Annotated in this window: 17 protein-coding genes; 4 read left to right on the top strand and 13 right to left on the bottom strand. The window is 64.3% G+C overall.

All coding sequences use genetic code 11. The features are described from left to right. Positions 1–10: 10 nt before the first annotated feature. Both bchE and bchJ read left to right on the top strand, forming a co-directional pair. Entirely contained in the window at positions 11–1,669 is a 1,659-nt protein-coding gene (gene bchE / locus IYY11_RS06875) for a magnesium-protoporphyrin IX monomethyl ester anaerobic oxidative cyclase (protein ID WP_196403174.1), read from the top strand. Next, positions 1,650–2,264: a bacteriochlorophyll 4-vinyl reductase gene (gene bchJ / locus IYY11_RS06870; RefSeq protein ID WP_196403173.1), complete on the top strand. Its 615-nt coding sequence runs from the start codon at positions 1,650–1,652 to the stop codon at positions 2,262–2,264. Before bchE ends, bchJ begins: the two co-directional genes overlap by 20 nt. Positions 2,265–2,353: 89 nt before the next feature. On the opposite strand, the gene IYY11_RS06865 is transcribed toward bchJ, so the two are convergent. From IYY11_RS06865 to IYY11_RS06805, 13 genes are all read right to left on the bottom strand, one after another. After that, positions 2,354–2,686, bottom strand: coding sequence for a hypothetical protein (locus IYY11_RS06865; RefSeq protein WP_245434644.1), 333 nt, complete (start codon positions 2,684–2,686; stop codon positions 2,354–2,356). 143 nt (positions 2,687–2,829) lie between these two features. Further along, positions 2,830–3,852: a photosynthetic reaction center cytochrome PufC gene (gene pufC / locus IYY11_RS06860; protein ID WP_196403172.1), complete on the bottom strand. Its 1,023-nt coding sequence runs from the start codon at positions 3,850–3,852 to the stop codon at positions 2,830–2,832. After that, a complete protein-coding gene (gene pufM / locus IYY11_RS06855; protein WP_124739854.1) occupies positions 3,849–4,826 on the bottom strand; it encodes a photosynthetic reaction center subunit M in 978 nt (325 codons plus the stop codon). Before pufM ends, pufC begins: the two co-directional genes overlap by 4 nt. Positions 4,827–4,844: 18 nt before the next feature. Beyond that, positions 4,845–5,669 carry a photosynthetic reaction center subunit L gene (gene pufL / locus IYY11_RS06850; protein WP_196403171.1) on the bottom strand — a complete coding sequence of 275 codons (825 nt, stop codon included), beginning with the start codon at positions 5,667–5,669 and terminating at the stop codon, positions 4,845–4,847. 94 nt (positions 5,670–5,763) lie between these two features. Then, positions 5,764–5,961, bottom strand: coding sequence for a light-harvesting antenna LH1, alpha subunit (gene pufA / locus IYY11_RS06845; protein ID WP_196403170.1), 198 nt, complete (start codon positions 5,959–5,961; stop codon positions 5,764–5,766). 12 nt (positions 5,962–5,973) lie between these two features. Further along, the gene (pufB, locus tag IYY11_RS06840; RefSeq protein WP_026222719.1) at positions 5,974–6,198 is read right to left on the bottom strand and encodes a light-harvesting antenna LH1, beta subunit; all 225 of its coding nucleotides are present in this window, start codon (positions 6,196–6,198) and stop codon (positions 5,974–5,976) included. Positions 6,199–6,261: 63 nt separating this feature from the next. After that, the gene (locus IYY11_RS06835) at positions 6,262–6,537 is read right to left on the bottom strand and encodes a hypothetical protein (RefSeq protein WP_196403169.1); all 276 of its coding nucleotides are present in this window, start codon (positions 6,535–6,537) and stop codon (positions 6,262–6,264) included. Positions 6,538–6,592: 55 nt separating this feature from the next. Further along, positions 6,593–8,050: a chlorophyllide a reductase subunit Z gene (gene bchZ / locus IYY11_RS06830; protein WP_196403168.1), complete on the bottom strand. Its 1,458-nt coding sequence runs from the start codon at positions 8,048–8,050 to the stop codon at positions 6,593–6,595. Further along, positions 8,044–9,582 carry a chlorophyllide a reductase subunit Y gene (gene bchY, locus IYY11_RS06825; protein ID WP_196403167.1) on the bottom strand — a complete coding sequence of 513 codons (1,539 nt, stop codon included), beginning with the start codon at positions 9,580–9,582 and terminating at the stop codon, positions 8,044–8,046. The genes bchZ and bchY overlap by 7 nt, the downstream gene beginning before the upstream one ends. A gap of 12 nt (positions 9,583–9,594) precedes the next feature. Next, positions 9,595–10,611, bottom strand: coding sequence for a chlorophyllide a reductase iron protein subunit X (locus IYY11_RS06820; protein WP_196403166.1), 1,017 nt, complete (start codon positions 10,609–10,611; stop codon positions 9,595–9,597). After that, positions 10,608–11,546, bottom strand: coding sequence for a chlorophyll synthesis pathway protein BchC (bchC, locus tag IYY11_RS06815; protein ID WP_196403235.1), 939 nt, complete (start codon positions 11,544–11,546; stop codon positions 10,608–10,610). The genes IYY11_RS06820 and bchC overlap by 4 nt, the downstream gene beginning before the upstream one ends. A 91-nt stretch (positions 11,547–11,637) precedes the next feature. Next, a complete protein-coding gene (locus IYY11_RS06810; protein ID WP_196403165.1) occupies positions 11,638–12,771 on the bottom strand; it encodes a methyltransferase in 1,134 nt (377 codons plus the stop codon). An 11-nt stretch (positions 12,772–12,782) separates the two neighbouring features. Then, positions 12,783–13,652 carry a polyprenyl synthetase family protein gene (locus IYY11_RS06805; RefSeq protein ID WP_196403164.1) on the bottom strand — a complete coding sequence of 290 codons (870 nt, stop codon included), beginning with the start codon at positions 13,650–13,652 and terminating at the stop codon, positions 12,783–12,785. Positions 13,653–13,800: 148 nt separating this feature from the next. Here IYY11_RS06805 and crtD point away from each other — a divergent pair, with 148 nt between their 5' ends. Both crtD and IYY11_RS06795 read left to right on the top strand, forming a co-directional pair. After that, positions 13,801–15,336, top strand: a complete 1,536-nt coding sequence (crtD, locus tag IYY11_RS06800) for a 1-hydroxycarotenoid 3,4-desaturase CrtD (RefSeq protein WP_196403163.1) — start codon at positions 13,801–13,803, stop codon at positions 15,334–15,336. Next, the gene (locus IYY11_RS06795; protein ID WP_196403234.1) at positions 15,333–16,187 is read left to right on the top strand and encodes a hydratase; all 855 of its coding nucleotides are present in this window, start codon (positions 15,333–15,335) and stop codon (positions 16,185–16,187) included. The genes crtD and IYY11_RS06795 overlap by 4 nt, the downstream gene beginning before the upstream one ends. Positions 16,188–16,191: the final 4 nt, after the last annotated feature.

Below are 16,191 nucleotides of genomic sequence, written 5' to 3'. Positions count from 1 at the left end.
AAGGGAAAGCATGCGCATCCTTTTCATTCATCCGAATTATCATTCCGGCGGCGCCGAGATCGCCGGCAATTGGCCGCCGGCCTGGGTGGCCTATCTTTCCGGCGCGCTCAAGAAGGCCGGCTACGCCGACATCAAATTCATCGACGCGATGACCTTCGACATCGGCGATGAGGATTTGCGCAGAGAGATCGTCGACTATGCGCCCGATATCGTCGGCGTGACCTCGATCACGCCGTCGATCTACAAGGCGGAGCGCGTGCTGCAGATCGCGAAGGAGGCCGCGCCCGGGGCCATCGCCGTGCTCGGCGGCGTCCATGCGACGTTCATGTACGGTCAGGTGCTCGCCGAGGCGCCGTGGATCGACGCGATCGTGCGCGGCGAAGGCGAGGAGATCATCGTCGATCTTGTGCGGACGATCGACGAAGGCGGCTGGCCTGCAAAACGCGACGCCATCAAGGGCATCGCCTATGCACAGGACGGCAAGGCGGTCGCGACCGCCGCAGCGCCAACGGTGAAGGACATCGATTCCATCGTCGCCGACTGGAGCCTGCTGAATTGGGACAAATACAGTTACATCCCGCTCGGCGTGAAGGTCGCCATTCCCAATATGGCGCGTGGCTGTCCCTTTACCTGCAGCTTCTGCAGCCAGTGGAAGTTCTGGCGGGATTACCGCATTCGCGATCCGAAGAAAGTCGTCGATGAGATCGAGACGCTGATGCGCGATCACGGCGTCGGCTTCTTCATCCTCGCCGACGAGGAGCCGACGATCAACAAGAAGAAATTCGTCGCCTTCTGTCAGGAGCTGATCGACCGCAAGCTCAATATTCTCTGGGGCATCAACACCCGCGTCACCGACATTTTGCGCGATGAAGCGCTCCTGCCGTTCTACCGCAAAGCGGGATTGATCCATGTTTCGCTCGGCACCGAGGCGGCGGCGCAACTAAAGCTCGATCTCTTCAACAAGGAGACGACCGTCGCACAGAACAAGAAGGCGATCGAGCTGCTGCGGAGCGCCGGCATCGTCGTCGAGGCGCAATTCATCGTCGGACTCGAAAACGAGACGGCGGAAACGCTGGAAGAAACCTATCAGATGGCGCGGGACTGGAAGCCGGACCTCGCCAACTGGTCGATGTACACGCCCTGGCCGTTCTCTGATCTCTTCAAGGAGCTCGGCGACAAGGTCGAGATCTTCGATTATGAAAAATACAATTTCGTCACGCCGATCATCAAACCGCAGGCGATGGACCGCGGCGAACTGCTCGACCGGGTGATGAACAATTATCGTCGCTTCTACATGAAGAAGGCGCTGTTCTCCTATCCATGGGCCGGCAGCGGACAGCGACGACGCTATCTCCTCGGCTGCCTCAAGGCCTTCCTCAAGGCCGGCTTTGAGCGAAAATTCTATGATCTCGGCAAAGTCGACTATTGGGGGCCGCAGTCGCGCTCCAAAGTGAAGTTCAACTTCGACGCGACGCGCCGGCGCGCCGCCGACGAGGATGTCGAGTGGCAGGTCACGCATAAGCGCCCCGCCAGCACGATGCATGAGGCGGCGCAGGCCATGGCCTGCGGCGGCGGCAAGGAACAGCTCGTCGAGCAGGCGGACGACGCGCCGTTCGAGCCGGCCATCATGCGCGATTCCGCGACGCCGCATGAGCATCGCGCGCGCTGAAGGCGCGACGGCGCGCCTCGGTCTGATCGGACCGAACGCCATCACGCAAATGGCGGCGGCGCTGTCCGACGCATGCGGCGCGCCGCTGCGCCGCGACATTTTTGAAGACGCGGGACTTGCGCGCTATCTCTGCGCGCCGCCGACGCATATGACCCCCGAAGACGACGTCGCGCGGCTGCATCGGGCGGCGATCGACCGTCTCGGCGAAGCGAAAGCCGCGGAGGTTTCGCGCGAGGCGGGACGGCGCACCGGAGATTATCTCCTCGCCAACCGCATTCCCATATTCGTCCAAGGCGCTTTAAAAATCCTGCCGCGTCCGCTTGCGGCGCGGATTCTCGTCGCGGCGATTGCGCGCCATGCCTGGACGTTTTCAGGAAGCGGCGAGTTCTCCTATGATTTCGCGCCGCATCTGCGTTTGCGCGTCGCCCGGTCGCCGATCTGCAAGGGGCTTTGCACAGAGGCGCCGGCCTGCGCCTATTTCGCCGCGACTTTTGAGCGTGTGTTCGCGGAAATGCTCGGGCCTTCGCTGAGCGTCACGGAAACAGAATGCGCGGCGATGGGCGCCGCGGCCTGCGTCTTCGAGGTGCGCTGGTAAGCGCGCCGTTACGCGCGGAGCAATCCATGAGCTCGCGCTCCGCCCTCGATTGCTTTGTCGCTTGCGCTCTTCGCAATCACGGCGCGCGTCTAGCTTCCGGCTGGAACGAGCCAGTCTTCGGCTGGCGCATAGCCTTCGCCCACCGCTTTGCGATAATGCATCGTGAAGCCGCTGATCGCTTTGCGCAAAGCATCGCCTGGCGTATCCGCCTCCGACGCGCAGCTCCAAAAGGGGCTCGGCTGGCGCGGCGTCTTGATCGCGTGGCTCAAGCGATAGGCCGTGCGCGAACCCCAGGTCCGGCGCAATCGAATGGTGACGACGGTCTCGAGCGTCCCGATCCGGATCATATAGGCGCCTTCGTCGTCTCGCCTTTGAACGACGCTGACGCAATCATCTTGCAGCGCGCTTTCCACTGTGCACACGGCGTCATCCTCCCTGCTTTGCGCCCAGCGAAACGAAAGCAAAGCTGCAAACTGCCGGTATTGAGACGTGCGCGACCATCCTTGTCAAAAATGGCCAAAAAGCGCCCGGCCGATGTGGCCGTCGGCCGGGCGAAAGCCGACGGTCAGCGCGCGGCCTTGCCGCCGAGCTCGGGGAAGTCCTGCAACATGCTCTGACCGTAAAGCGGCTTGCTCACGCCCTGATGACAGGTGCCGCAATTGGCCTTCGGGCTGTCGCCGAGCGGGCCTAACCGATTGGCGGGATAGAGTGATTTCAGCGTTTCAAGATAGACGGCGTTCACCTCGCGCATCATCTGCAAGCCGTTCCAGGCGGCCGTGCGCTGCGGCGCGCTCTGGGACCAGTCCAGGAATGCGCGGCTATTGTGACAGAAGGTGCAATTAACGCCGAGCGCTTGTGACATGTGCATCATCAGCGCGTAGCTCTGCTCCGTCTGCTGGATGGAGGCGCCCTGCGTGGTCGGCAACGGAGTCTTGCCCACGACGCGAATATTATCGTCGCCGAGCAGATGCGGCGTAAACGGATCGACGGGAAGCGCCGTCGTTCCATTCGATGTCGATGGATGGCCGAAACCATAGTTATGCGCCGCCATGCCGCCAGCGTGCCGCGCGCCCGGATTTTCGTACCAGACGTTTTTGGGCACAGGCTGGCCGCGATGACAGGTGTAGCAGGTCACGCCGACATCGCCGACATGCGACGTCCATTCCTTGTTGATGTCACGCGTCATTGCAATCATGCGCCGGGCGACGATCTTGGTGTAAATCCCGTCGTCGGCGAGATCGTCGGTGTGGCAATAGGCGCAGCCCTGGTCGGGCGACACCCATTGCGTGATGGCGACCATCAGACGGTTGAACTCATCCGTGCTGAGGTCGGTCAGCACTTTCACGTTCTTGTAGGCGCTGGTCGCGCGCTCGCCCGAGGGCGACGCCTTATCGATCGGCGCCGGCAAAGCGTTGGCCGCTTCCAGAATGCGCTTGTTCTGGGCGCTGATGAGCTGCTCCTGGCCCGTGCCGCGGTAACCGGTTTGTGTGCTGATGATCGGCGGGCGAACCCATCCGGGGGTGAACAGCATGGCGACCGTGAGCAGCGTCGCCACGACGATGCCGAGGAGAGAGAAAGCCAGTCTCATGGCGCGCCTCCCGTGGTGAGCGCAGGATCGACGACCGGCGCGAAGACATGCGGATATTCCGGCGCAATGCCATGCAGCACGCCCCAGAGATACCAATTGTCGACGACGGTGCCGGTCAGGAGAATGCCAATGCCGCCGCTCAATGGGCACAGCACGGCGAACCACCAGGCCCAGCGGTGGATCGACTCCATCGTTGCGTTGAAGCCCATCGTCCAGCGCCAGAACAGCGCCGCACGCTCCGACGCGGTGCCGCGATCGATGATCTGCTCGATCTCGCGCTCGCCGCCGAAGCGCCCGACCGCCAGAATCGTCGCGCCATGCATGGCGAACAGCAGCGCCGATCCATAGAGGAAGACGATCGAGAGCATGTGAAATGGATTGTAGAAGAGATTGCCGTAGCGGATGGAAAAGGCCGCGGTCCAATCCAGATGCGGGAAAATGCCGAACGGCACCGCCTCACTCCAGCTGCCCATCAGCAGCGGACGAATGAAGCCCAGCACCAGATAGAGCCAGATCGCCGAAAGAAAGGCCCATGCCGTATGCGTGCCGAGACCCAAGGCGCGCGCCCGGCGATACATGCGCCACCACCACAGCAACACGGATGACGTCAGGAAGAAGCCGGCGAACAGCCACCAGCCGCCTTCGCTGAGCGGCGGAAAGATCTTGATTCCGTATTGCGGCTTGGGCGGCTCGAGCGCCAGCCACGGCAATTGCCGCACGAACTGCACCGGATCCCAATTCACCGACGCCCACATGTTGAGGCCGATGATTTCGAAGGCGATGAATCCGAAGACAAGCGACAGCGTGCCGAGATAGCCGAGATAGATCGGCCCGATCTGCGCATTGCCGATGCGTCCGAGAAGATGGGAAAACGTCGCCCAACTCGTTCGCTTCATTCCGGGAACGGGAACGCCGGGGTGCGGCGCATCGGCGCGGACCTGAACCTGCGTAAAGATGTTCTGATAATAGGCCACGGTTCGTCTCCCTACGCGTTAGCGCCAGACGGGAAGATTGAGCCACCAGTTCCACCACTCGGGCCAGCCGCGTGTCCAGAACGGGCCGCTGATGATCATGCACACCGCGCTCCAGAATGCGGAGGACACCGCCAGGAACAGGCCGAGCCGATGAATGCCGAGCGTGCCGATGGAGTAGCCGATCGAGTCGCGGAAGAATGTGTCTTCGTGTTCGGGCGTCTTCACGGCCTCGCCCTTGCCGGGATTGGTCGCTGATAGCACCAGCGCGCCGTGCAGCGACAAGGCGAAACATGTCGTAAAGAAGAACGACACCGCGATCATATGCGCGGGATTGTAGTGGAAATGCAGATATTGGTAGCCGGTGTTCGACACCCAATCGAGATGACTGATGATGCCGTAGGGGAAGCCGAAGCCCCAGGCGCCCAGCAGCAGCGGACGAATCACGACGAGCGACACATAGGCGAAAATCGCGAAGCCGAAGGCGACGGGCACATGATAGTTCATGCCGAGCTTGCGACAGATTTCGACCTGGCGCAGCGCCCATGAAATGAACGCGCCGGTCGCGCAGAAGGTGATGATCTGCCAGAGCCCGCCTTCCTTCAGCGGCGCGAGCGCCAGACCATATTTAAGATCGGGCGGGGCGATGTTGATCTGCCAGATGTTCCAGGTCGGGCCCATCGCCGCGCCCCAGATGATCAGCGCCGTGCCGAGCGACGAAAGGATGATCGTCGTCACGCCGAAGAAGCCGACGTAAAACGGGCCGACCCAGAAATCGAAGAGGTCGCCGCCGATGAGCGTGCCGCCGCGCACGCGATATTTTCGCTCGAAACTCAGCAGGGCCATGGCCGCGCCTCCCTCGGATGCCAGTCAAATTGTCTGCGTCCGCGGGCGGAAGCGAAACGCGTCCGTCCGCAGCGCGTGATGTGCGTCGAACCGATCAGCCGAACGCGGCGGGCGGGCCGCCGTGAATCGTCTGTTCGATCTGTCCTGTGCGCGCGGGACGCGGTCCTTCCAGCCAGTTGAAACGGTCGGTGCTGAGCAGAATGAAATGAATCAGCAGCGCCAGCGTGAACAGGAAGGTAAAGAGCGCGACCAGCGTGCGACGCGGATCGAAAAGCAGCCATACTTTGTGCATGCCGATCTCCTATCAGCCGAGGAGCGACAGCGCCGCATGAGCGGCGTTCGTCACGCCGTCGAGCAGAGCGTAGCCCTTGGGACCCGGCAACCAGGGCCGCCAGAACCACACCAACACATGCGCGATGATCGCGATGAAGGTGAAGATCAGGAAGCTCCTGACGAAGAGGCTATGAAATTCCATAGCCTCCGGCTCTGTCAGACCTGACAGAGAACTCCTTTCTCTCTCGATGGCCATCTATTGACCTCCGTTAGAATTGCCGCGCACGCCTTACGCGGCGGTAGCATCGCAACCCGAGAGTCACGACAGGCGTTCCGCCCGGCTTTCCCGGGCGAAGCTCTGCAACATGGCGCGCGCGATCAAGGCGTAGGAGATCACGATCAGCATGTTCTCGCGCGCTTCGGCGACGACCGACGCGGTCGATGGTTGCGGCGCTTCGCCATGGCTGCGCGCGCGCTGCAAAAGGCGCTGCGCCGCCGTCGCGACGAGGAACGCCGGGAACAGCACGCCGAGCAGCAGCTGGAATTTGAATTCGGTCGCGCGAAAATCGGGCGTCGAATAGATCGCGGAACTCATGGCTTCTCCTTCCATGCGAGAACGAGAGTTTTCACCGGCGTCAGTCTGCGCTGCGTCATGCGCCCCGCCCTTCCATCACCAGATCGCGCGCGCGTTCGACGCGCGCCGCCGTCACCATGTCGTCGCCGGCGCTGCGCGCCGCGCGTTCGGCGGCGTCCCGCAGGCGTTTGGCCGCGGAGATGCGCACCAGCAGCGGCGTCGCTTCCACGAGATCGTCCAGCATCGATTTCGCGGCCTCATCCCAGGACATTTCGCGATGCAGCCGCGCGGGAGTCGGCTCAACCTTGTCGAGCTCGGTTCCCAGCGGCAGAATGTTGAAAAGCGCATCGAACAGCGCGTTGCAGACTTCCTGCACGAGATAGACGGCGCCCGAATAGCCCATGAACGGCGTGCCGGCGTGGCGCCGGATGATCGCGCCGGGGAAGGACGCCGGAATATAAATCGAGCGTCCGCCGGCTTCCGCCGCATACATGCGCTCATTGTAGCTGCCGAAGAGAACGAGCGGCGCCGTCTCCTTCACCGCCTTGCGCACGGCGGCGTTGTCCGTCTTCTCGCCCGGGCGCCGGCCAATGGCGAAGGCGCAGGGCAGGCCCATCTCGTCCTCGAGAAAATGCCGCACGCCGCGCGCATAGGTGTCCGTCGCGACGATGCCGAAGTTGGCGCTTCCAAAGAAATCCTGCGTCACCGATCGCCACAGATCCCACAGCGGCTTAATCGTCGTGTGCTTCTCGCGCTCAATAAACGGCTCGGGATCGAGACCCAGTTCTTGCCCGAGCGTGCGCAGAAATTTCGTCGTGCTGTGCAGCCCGATCGGGGCCTGGAGATAGGGACGCTCCAGCGCCTCGCAAAGATGGCGGCCGAACTCGCGATACATGCAGATATTGACGTCGGCGTCCGCGAGTTTCGGCGTGTCGGCGATATGGCTGCCAAGCGGAAAGATCATGTTGATCTCGGCGCCGATTCCTTCGACCAGCCGCTCCATCTCCGCAAGATCGGACGGCATGTTGAAAGCGCCGTAGCAGGGCCCGATGATGTTGACGCGTGGCTTCTCGCCGGCTGCGCGCGCTTTGCGCTTCGGGGTCTTGCCTTTCTTCGCGCCATATTCGCTCCAGAGCCAGCTCATGGCGCGATTGGCGCACTGCCATTGATCCTCGTCGATCGTGCGCGGCAGAAACCGCTGAATGCCTGTCCCTTCAGGCGTCACCCCGCCGCCGATCATTTCGGCGATCGAGCCGGTGACGACGACGCTCGGCAAATCGGGATCAAGCGTCGCGTGCGCGCGCTTCATCGCGCCTTCGGTGCCGTGGCGCCCGAGTTCCTCTTCCGACAGTCCGGTGACGACGATCGGCAGTTCATGCGGCGGCAGCGCGTCGGTGTAATGCAGCACCGAGGTGACGGGCAGATTTTCACAGCCGACCGGCCCGTCGATGATGACCTGCAGGCCCTTGATCGCCGTGAAGACATAGACGGCGCCCCAATAGCCGCCGGCGCGATCGTGATCGAGGACTAGCATGCGCCCATCTCCTCGATGGGCTTCGCCGCGGTTTTCGCGCGCTGCTTCTTAGCGAACTCGGGACGGTCCCGCGGAACGTCCTGCCAGACTCCGGCCGCGAATCCCTTGCCGACGCCTTCGAAGAAATCATTCATTTCGTCGAAGCGCGCCCGATTGGCGATCGCCGTGTTGACGACTTTCGCAAGCGAGCCGGCGCCGGCGACGCCCATCAGCGGGCGCGCGGAGATGAGATTGGTGAAATAGAGCGCCGGCGTCGCATTCTGCTTCGCCTTCTGCACCACCGGCGTCGTGCCGATGGCGAGATCGGGCTTGAATTCGTCAAAGGCGGCGAAGTCCTGTTCGAGCGAGGCGCGAAACTGCACATGCACGCCTTTCGCTTCGAGCCATTCACGATCAGCGTCGGAGAAGCGCGTGCGCGGACAGGCGGTGCCGACATAGCGAAGGTCGGCGCCGGATTCGACGAGCAGGCGTCCGACGAGGAGTTCTGAGCCTTCATAGCCGGAGAGCGTTATGCGTCCGGCGATCGGGGCCGCTGACAGGGCGCCTTTTATTGCCGGCAGCAGGCGGTTTTTCGCCGCGTCGATCTTTTCGCGCGCAACGTTGCACGCGGCGCCGATCGCCTCGAGCCAGGCGGCCGTTCCGTCGTGACCGACGGGCGCCGAGCCCACCACGGCGCGCCCGGCGGATTCGAATTCGCGCACGCAGGAGGCGTAGAACGGGTGAATCGCGGCGACGGCCGCGCAATCCAATGCGCCATAAAGTTCGCGCCATTCGCGCGTCGGCGTCACCGGGCCGGTGGCGAGGCCCATGAGATCCAGCATCGCGCCGATCTGCATCGGATCGGCCGGGAACATTTCGCCGAGCAAGGAGATCGTCGGCTTTTCGGCGCGCGGCGCACGCGGCGCTTGAACTGGACCCTGCTCGGCCTCGCGCCGCGCGAAACGCAACATGGCGCCGGCGAGCACATCCTTTGCCTCGGCATGCGTCGGCACGCCAAAGCCCGGCACGTCAATGCCGATGACGCGCACGCCGTTGATCTCTTTCGGCAGCAGTCGCAGCGGCACGCCCGACGCCGTCGGCACACAGAGATTGATGACGACGATTACGTCATAAGTCTCAGGATCGGCGAGGGCGTGAACCGCCTCGCGAATGTCCTCGAACAATTTGCCTGTGACGAGCGTCTCGGAATTGAACGGCACATAGCCGACGGTGCGCTTCGCGCCATAGAAATGCGACGTGAAGGTAAGGCCATAGACGCAGCAGGCGGAGCCCGAGAGCACCATCGCCGTGCGGCGCATGCGCAGGCCGACGCGCAGCGATCCAAAGGCGGGACACATGCTCTGCGGCTGATCATGCGGTCCTTGCGGATAGTCCTTGGCATATTGGCCGAGCGTGTCACTCATGCCGGCGGCTTCGGCGGCGGAGCGCAGCCTCTCCTTGCCCGCATGACAGCCCAGTCCATCCGTCTGCAGCGCCGCGGCGACATCATTCGCCGTGTCGAGAGCGACCGTGTTGGAGCCGAGATCATCCATCTTGAGCTTGCCTCAGACCGTTTCGTAGACGACTTCGAGGGACGGCTTCTGCGTCAGCGTTGCGCCGCACATGTCCTGCAGCGTCGCCGGCTCGAGCACGACATCGCGTCCGACCGATTCTCCGGAGAAAAGGCCGAGCAGATCGTCCTGCGTCAGTGGCGCGGGGCGGTGCGGTTTCGCGCCGGCGACATTTGCGGCGAGTTCGGCGAAGAGCGCGCCCCAGCGTCCCTCCGGACGGCCGATGATTTCGTAATTCGCGCTCTTGCGGCGGATGTCGTCGTCCGCCGGGATCGACGCGAGGATCGGAATGCCGGCGGCTTTGGCGAAGGCCTGCGCTTCGCCCGTGCCGTCGTCCTTATTGATGACGAGGCCGCCGACGCCGACATTGCCGCCGAGCTTATGGAAATATTCCACCGCCGAGCAGACATTGTTGGCGACGTAAAGCGACTGCAGATCATTCGAGCCGACGACGATGACCTTCTGGCACATGTCGCGCGCGATCGGCAGCCCGAAGCCGCCGCACACCACGTCGCCAAGGAAGTCCAGCAGGACGTAGTCGAATCCCCATTCATGGAAGCCGAGCTTTTCCAAAAGCTCGAAACCGTGAATGATGCCGCGTCCGCCGCAGCCGCGTCCGACTTCGGGCCCGCCGAGCTCCATCGCGAAGACGCCGTCGCGCTTGAAGCAGACGTCGCCGATCGCGACCTGATCGCCCGCAAGCTTTTTCTTCGTCGACGTTTCGATGATCGTCGGGCAGGCGCGTCCGCCAAACAGCAGCGAGGTCGTGTCGCTCTTTGGATCGCAGCCGATGAGCAGCACTTTCTTTCCCTGCTGCGCCATCATGTAGGAGAGATTGGCGAGAGTGAAACTCTTGCCGATGCCGCCTTTGCCGTAGATCGCGATGATTTGTGTGTCTTTGGTCGCGGTCGTCGGCGCCGGATCTGGTTCTATGGCGGCTTCCTCGCGCAGAAGATGCGCGGGCGGATTGGCGAGTTCGGCGGCGGTGAGAAAGCCTTGCGCGTCATTCATGCTACCGCTCTCCAATCGAGAACCATCTTGAGACAGCGCGGATCGTCGAAGGCAATCGGATAGGCGTCCCGCGCTTGCAGCGCGAAGCGCCGATGCGTGATCAGGCCTTCGAGCGAAAGACGTCCGTCTTCGGCGAGATCAATGACGGTCTTGAGGTCGTCGGGGCGCCACTGGGCCGCGACCCGCAGGCGCGCTTCGCGCATGAAGGCGGGCGGAAAGGCGAAAGCGAGGGGACGCTCGTAAAAGCCGGCGAGAACGATCTCGCCGCCAGGCGCGAGACGCGCGATGAGAGCATCGAGGATCGTCGGATCGCCGCTGACGTCATAGATCACGCGATAGTCGCTGCGCGCATCTGCCTCCGGCGTCGTCACGAGATAGGCTTCTGCGCCTTCGGCGCGCTGCGGATCGCGCTCCCACACGGTCGGCGCGCCGCCGGCGGCGACGGAAAGACGCGCGAGCAACCGTCCAAGGACCCCGTGTCCGACAATGAGCTCGGCGCCTTGCGCCGCGACGTCGCCGCGCGCGTGTTGCGCGGTCGCTGCGAGCGCAAGCAGCACGCCTCTGTCGCCAAGCTCTCTGGGAATAGCGGCGACGCGAGCGCCTTTGACGACAAGATGCGAGGCGGCGCCGCCAAACAGTCCGCGAACGGCGCCGTAGCAGGTCGCTCCCGGCGCAAAGACGCGCTGACCGACGCTATAGCCGCTGTCAGGACCCGCTTCGACGATTTCGCCGACGGTCTCGTAGCCGGGGACGAGCGGATAGCCCATGCCCGGAAAGTCCGGCATGCGCCCGCTATAGAGGAGCCGCTCGGTGCCGGTGCTGATTCCGCTCCAGGCGGTTTCGACGACGACGTCGGCGGCGCCCGGCGCATCGAGCGGCAGGCGGTTGAGCGCCAGCCTTCCAGGCTCTTCAAGGACGATGGCGAGCGCTTCCAACATCATCGGCCTTTCGCGCATGTGCGCTGAAGGTGAACCAACTTGGATCGATCGTCAGTCTATATTGACATTAAATTGCGTCAAGTAAATATTACACACGTCGCGCAGTCAGCACGCTGGCGAAGAGCGGACGCGGCGATTTAAGGGCGCGAATCCGTTCAAAGCCGGCGGCTTGGAGCAGCCGCGTCATTTCAGCCTGGCGGCGGGGGCGGCCGCTGCCCATCGCCAGCAAATAGAAGCCGAAATAGGCGTCGCCGATCGCTTCCGCGCCAGGCGTCTGCGCCATGGGTTCGGCGATGACCAGCGTGCCGCCCGGCGGCAGGGCGGCGTAGGCGGCGCGCAGCGCGGCAAAAGCTTTCTCGTCGTCGTGATCGTGCAGCACGCGAATGAGGGTGACGACGTCCGCGCCGGTGGGCGGCGGCGCTTCGAGAAAGCTCCCCGAGTGGATCTCGACCCGCGACAGCCCCTGCGCCGCGAGGAGACGGCTGGCCCGGGCTGCGACCGGCGGCAAATCGAAAAGCTGCAGGCGCAGCGCCGGATGCCTTGCCGCGACGGCGGCGACGAACGCGCCCTCGCCTCCGCCGATGTCGAGCAAACATTGGTGGCGACCGAATGGGTAGGCGTCGAGCACGTCTTGCGCGATGAGCTTTTGCGAGCGCGCCATAAGATCGCTGTAGGGGCCGCACGCCGCCTCATCGCTCTCGTCGCCTTTGGCGTAGGGCCAGAAATCCGAGAGCCGCGTCGTCGTTTCGCCGCGCAGCAGCGCGACCGGGTCGCGCAGATCGTCGTAAAGCAGCGTGTGATGCTCGACGAAGGCGGCGACCGAAGGATTGCCGAGCATCGAGGCGCCAAGATCGTCGAGCGCGAAACGGTCATTCGGCAGTGCGCGCAAGAGCTTGAGCGACGCCGCGGCGCGCAGCAGGCGATGCGCGGCCTCGGGCGAGAGAGCGAGTCGCGAAGCGATCTCGCTTACATCCTGCGGGCCGGCCGCAAGCGTCTCAAACAGGCGCAGCCGCACGCAGGCGAGCAGGATCTGCGAATAGACGAAGCCAGCGCAAAGGTCGAAAAGCGCCTTGGCGCGGCGCTGCGCGATGAAACGCGTGAACGGCGAAATCGCCGCCCAGCGCTGGAATCGCGGGTCGGCGACGAGGCCGTTGCGCCAGTTGAGCCAGCGTTCGCGCCAGGCGGCGCGACCGCCAGGCGCGGGATGTGAGGCGGCCGACACCCGCCGGCCCCTCAGGCCGCTTCGCGGGCGAGCTGTTTGGGAAAGAACAGCGCCGTCTGCGCCTTAATCAGCGCGCGCAGCTCCATGGCCCCGGGACAATCGGGAATGGACTCCACCGCCGCCCTGACCAGCTCCTCGAGCCTCGCCTTGGCGCCGCCGACGCCGAGCTGCGCCGCCGCGTTGGGGCGCAGGCGCACGGCGTCCTGGCCGATCGGCTTGCCAAGTTCATCAGAGTCGCAGAGCACGTCGCGCAGATCGTCCGCGACCTGATAGGCCTCGCCGAGTTTGTCGCCGAGCATGCGCCAGGGCTCCGCCGCGACGCCGGCCGAGGCCGCGCCGGCCCGCGTCGCGGCGACAAAGAGCGCGCCGGTCTTCGCCCGCTGGTAATCGGCGAGCGGCACGGCGACTTCGCACTCCCAGGCCTGGCCGGCGACGATGCCGCCGGGCGAGCCGACCGCCTCCGTGACGATGCCGAGCAGCGTCGCCATGCGCGCCGGGTCGCGCGCCGCAACCTGCCCGAGCGTCGCGAAGGCGTGAACGATCAGCGCGTCGCCGGTCAGCACGGCGATCGGCGCGCCATATTCGGCGTGGACCGAGGCCTTGCCGCGACGCAGGGCGGAATCGTCGAAACAAGGCAGATCATCGTGGACGAGCGAGGCGCAGTGCAAAAGTTCGATCGCCGCCGCGGCGGCGTCAGCCGACTCTGGATCGGCGTCGCCACAGGCGCCGGCCACGGCAAGGCAAAGCTGAGGGCGGATGCGGTGGCCTGCGGGAAAAACCGCGTAGCGCAGCGCCGAAGCCAGCAGCGGCGGCGCCCCGGGGCCTTGCGCCAGCGCCACGGCCTGGTCGAGCGCCTGTTCGATACGGTCGGCAATTTGCATGGCCCGCCTCCGCTATGTAATGTTTTGTGGTCTTCATTTATGTCAATATAGATTGACACAAGCTGGAAGTTCGATCAACTCTTTTCCGACGTGGCGATGCAGCGGCGCGGCGCTCGTGCGCCGCTATCTGCGATCGGGATGAAATCGAATGAGAACGCATCGCGTCGTCGTCATCGGCGCTGGGATCGGCGGGCTCGTTTCCGCGCTGCTGCTGGCGACGCGCGGTTTCGACGTCACCGTGCTCGAGCGCGCGCAGTCTCCCGGCGGCAAGATGCGTGAGATCGAAGCAGGCGGCGTAGCGCTCGACGCCGGCCCCACCGTCATGACAATGCGATGGGTCTTCGACCAAATCTTCGATGAAGCCGACGCCGATTTTTCCGATCGCGTAAAGCTGCTTCGCCTGGAAACGCTTGCGCGCCACGCCTGGAGCGAAAGCGAAAGGCTGGATCTCTTCGCTGATCCGGCGCGCAGCTTCGACGCCATCCACGCCTTCGCCGGCAAAAGAGAAGCCGAAGGTTTTGCGCGCTTTTGCGCGCGCGCGCGCGGCATCTACGAGACGCTGCGCGACTCCTTCATTCTCGCGCAACGGCCGAGCCCAATCGATCTCGTGCGCCGCGCCGGCGTCTCCGGCCTCGCCAATCTCACGCGCATTTCGCCCTTTTCGTCGATGTGGGATGAACTCGGCAAATATTTTGGCGATCCTCGCCTGCGCCAGCTGTTCGGGCGCTACGCGACCTATTGCGGCTCCTCGCCGTTTTTGGCGCCGGCGACTTTGATGCTCGTCGCGCATGTCGAGATGGACGGCGTCTGGCGCGTCGAAGGCGGCATGCATCGTCTCGCCGTCGCGCTTGCCGATCTCGCCCGCGACCGCGGCGCGCGTATTTTCTATGGCCAAAGCGCCAAACGCATTCTCGTCGAGGGCGGGCGCGCCACGGGCGTCGAGACCGAACAGGGCGAGATCATCAGCGCCGATGCGGTGGTGATGAACGGCGACGCCGGCGCGCTGCGGGCGGGACTTCTCGGCGCGTCCGCAATCGCCGCGCTGAACAGCGCGCCGCGCGCGCAGCCATCGCTTTCGGCCATGACATTCGCCATGCAGGCGCCAGCCCGCGGCTTTCCCCTCGCCCATCACAATGTGTTCTTCTCGCGCGACTACCGCGCCGAATTCGACGACATCTTCCGCGATCGACGGCTGCCGCGCGCGCCGACGGTCTATGTGTGCGCGCAGGATCGCGGCGACGAAGACGTCCGTTCCAGCGACGAAAGGCTTTTTGCGCTCGTCAATGCCCCCGCCGCCGATGGCGCAGGAGAACTTTCGACTGAGGAGTTACGCCAATGCGAGGAAAGGACCTTTCGATTTCTCGCCCACTGTGGTCTCGACATCCAGGCGCCGCGGCAGGCGATCGCGCGCACGACGCCCAAGGATTTCGCGCAGCTCTTCCCGGCGACTGGCGGAGCGATCTACGGCCAGGCGTCGCACGGCTGGATGGCCTCCTTCACGCGGCCGGGGTCGCGCACGCTTCTTCCGGGTCTATATCTCGCGGGCGGCAGCGCGCATCCGGGCCCGGGCGTGCCGATGGCGGCGATCTCGGGTCGTCTCGCTGCGAAGAGTCTGATGGCGGACCTTGCTTCGACGCGGCCGTTGCGCCGAGCGGCTATCGCTGGTGGTATGTCGACGCGCTGAGCGACGACGGCCAATATGGCCTGACCGTCATCGCTTTCATCGGCAGCGTCTTCTCGCCCTATTACGCCTGGTCGGGATGGGCCGACCCCTTCAATCATTGCGCCGTCAATGTCGCGCTTTACGGGCCGCGCGGCGCGCGCTGGGCGATGACCGAACGCGGCCGCAGCAGTTTGAAGCGCACCAGCGACGTTCTGTTGATCGGACCGAGTTCGCTCGAATGGCGCAACGGCGCGCTGACCATCCGCCTTAACGAGATTGCGACGCCCCTGCCCAAGCCGATCCGCGGCGCAATTGTTGTCGAGCCCTTGGCGATGAATGCGAAGGAATTCACGCTGGAGACCAAGGGCAATCATATCTGGCGGCCGATCGCGCCCGTGGCGCGCGTGTCGCTTGATCTTCATGCGCCAGAGCTGCGCTGGAAAGGCCACGGCTATTTCGACACCAACGCCGGCGACGAGCCGCTCGAAAAGGCCTTTGCTTTTTGGACATGGTCGCGCGCCAATATCGGCGACGACGCCGCAATTCTCTACGACGCCGAGCGTCGCCGGGAGGCTCCGCTGTCGCTCGCCTTGCGATTCAGCGCATCGGGCGAGATGGAGACGCTTGACCCTCCGCCCCTCGCGCCGCTGCCTTTGACGAAATGGCGCGTCCAACGCCGCACGCGCGCCGATGATGGAGTCGCCCAGCCGCTGCGCAGCTTCGAGGATGCGCCCTTCTATTCTCGCTCGCTTGTCTCGGCGAAGTTTCAGGGCGAGACGGTCAACTGGATCAATGAGAGTCTCTCGCTCGATCGCTTTGCACATCCGCTCGTGCGATTGATGCTGCCCTTCCGCATGCCGCGCCGCGCCTGACGCC

It is taken from the genome of Methylocystis sp. H62, from assembly GCF_015709515.1.
Lineage (GTDB): Bacteria > Pseudomonadota > Alphaproteobacteria > Rhizobiales > Beijerinckiaceae > Methylocystis.
Note: the sequence above shows the minus strand (reverse complement) of the source record. Positions and strands in the feature narration are given on the sequence as shown.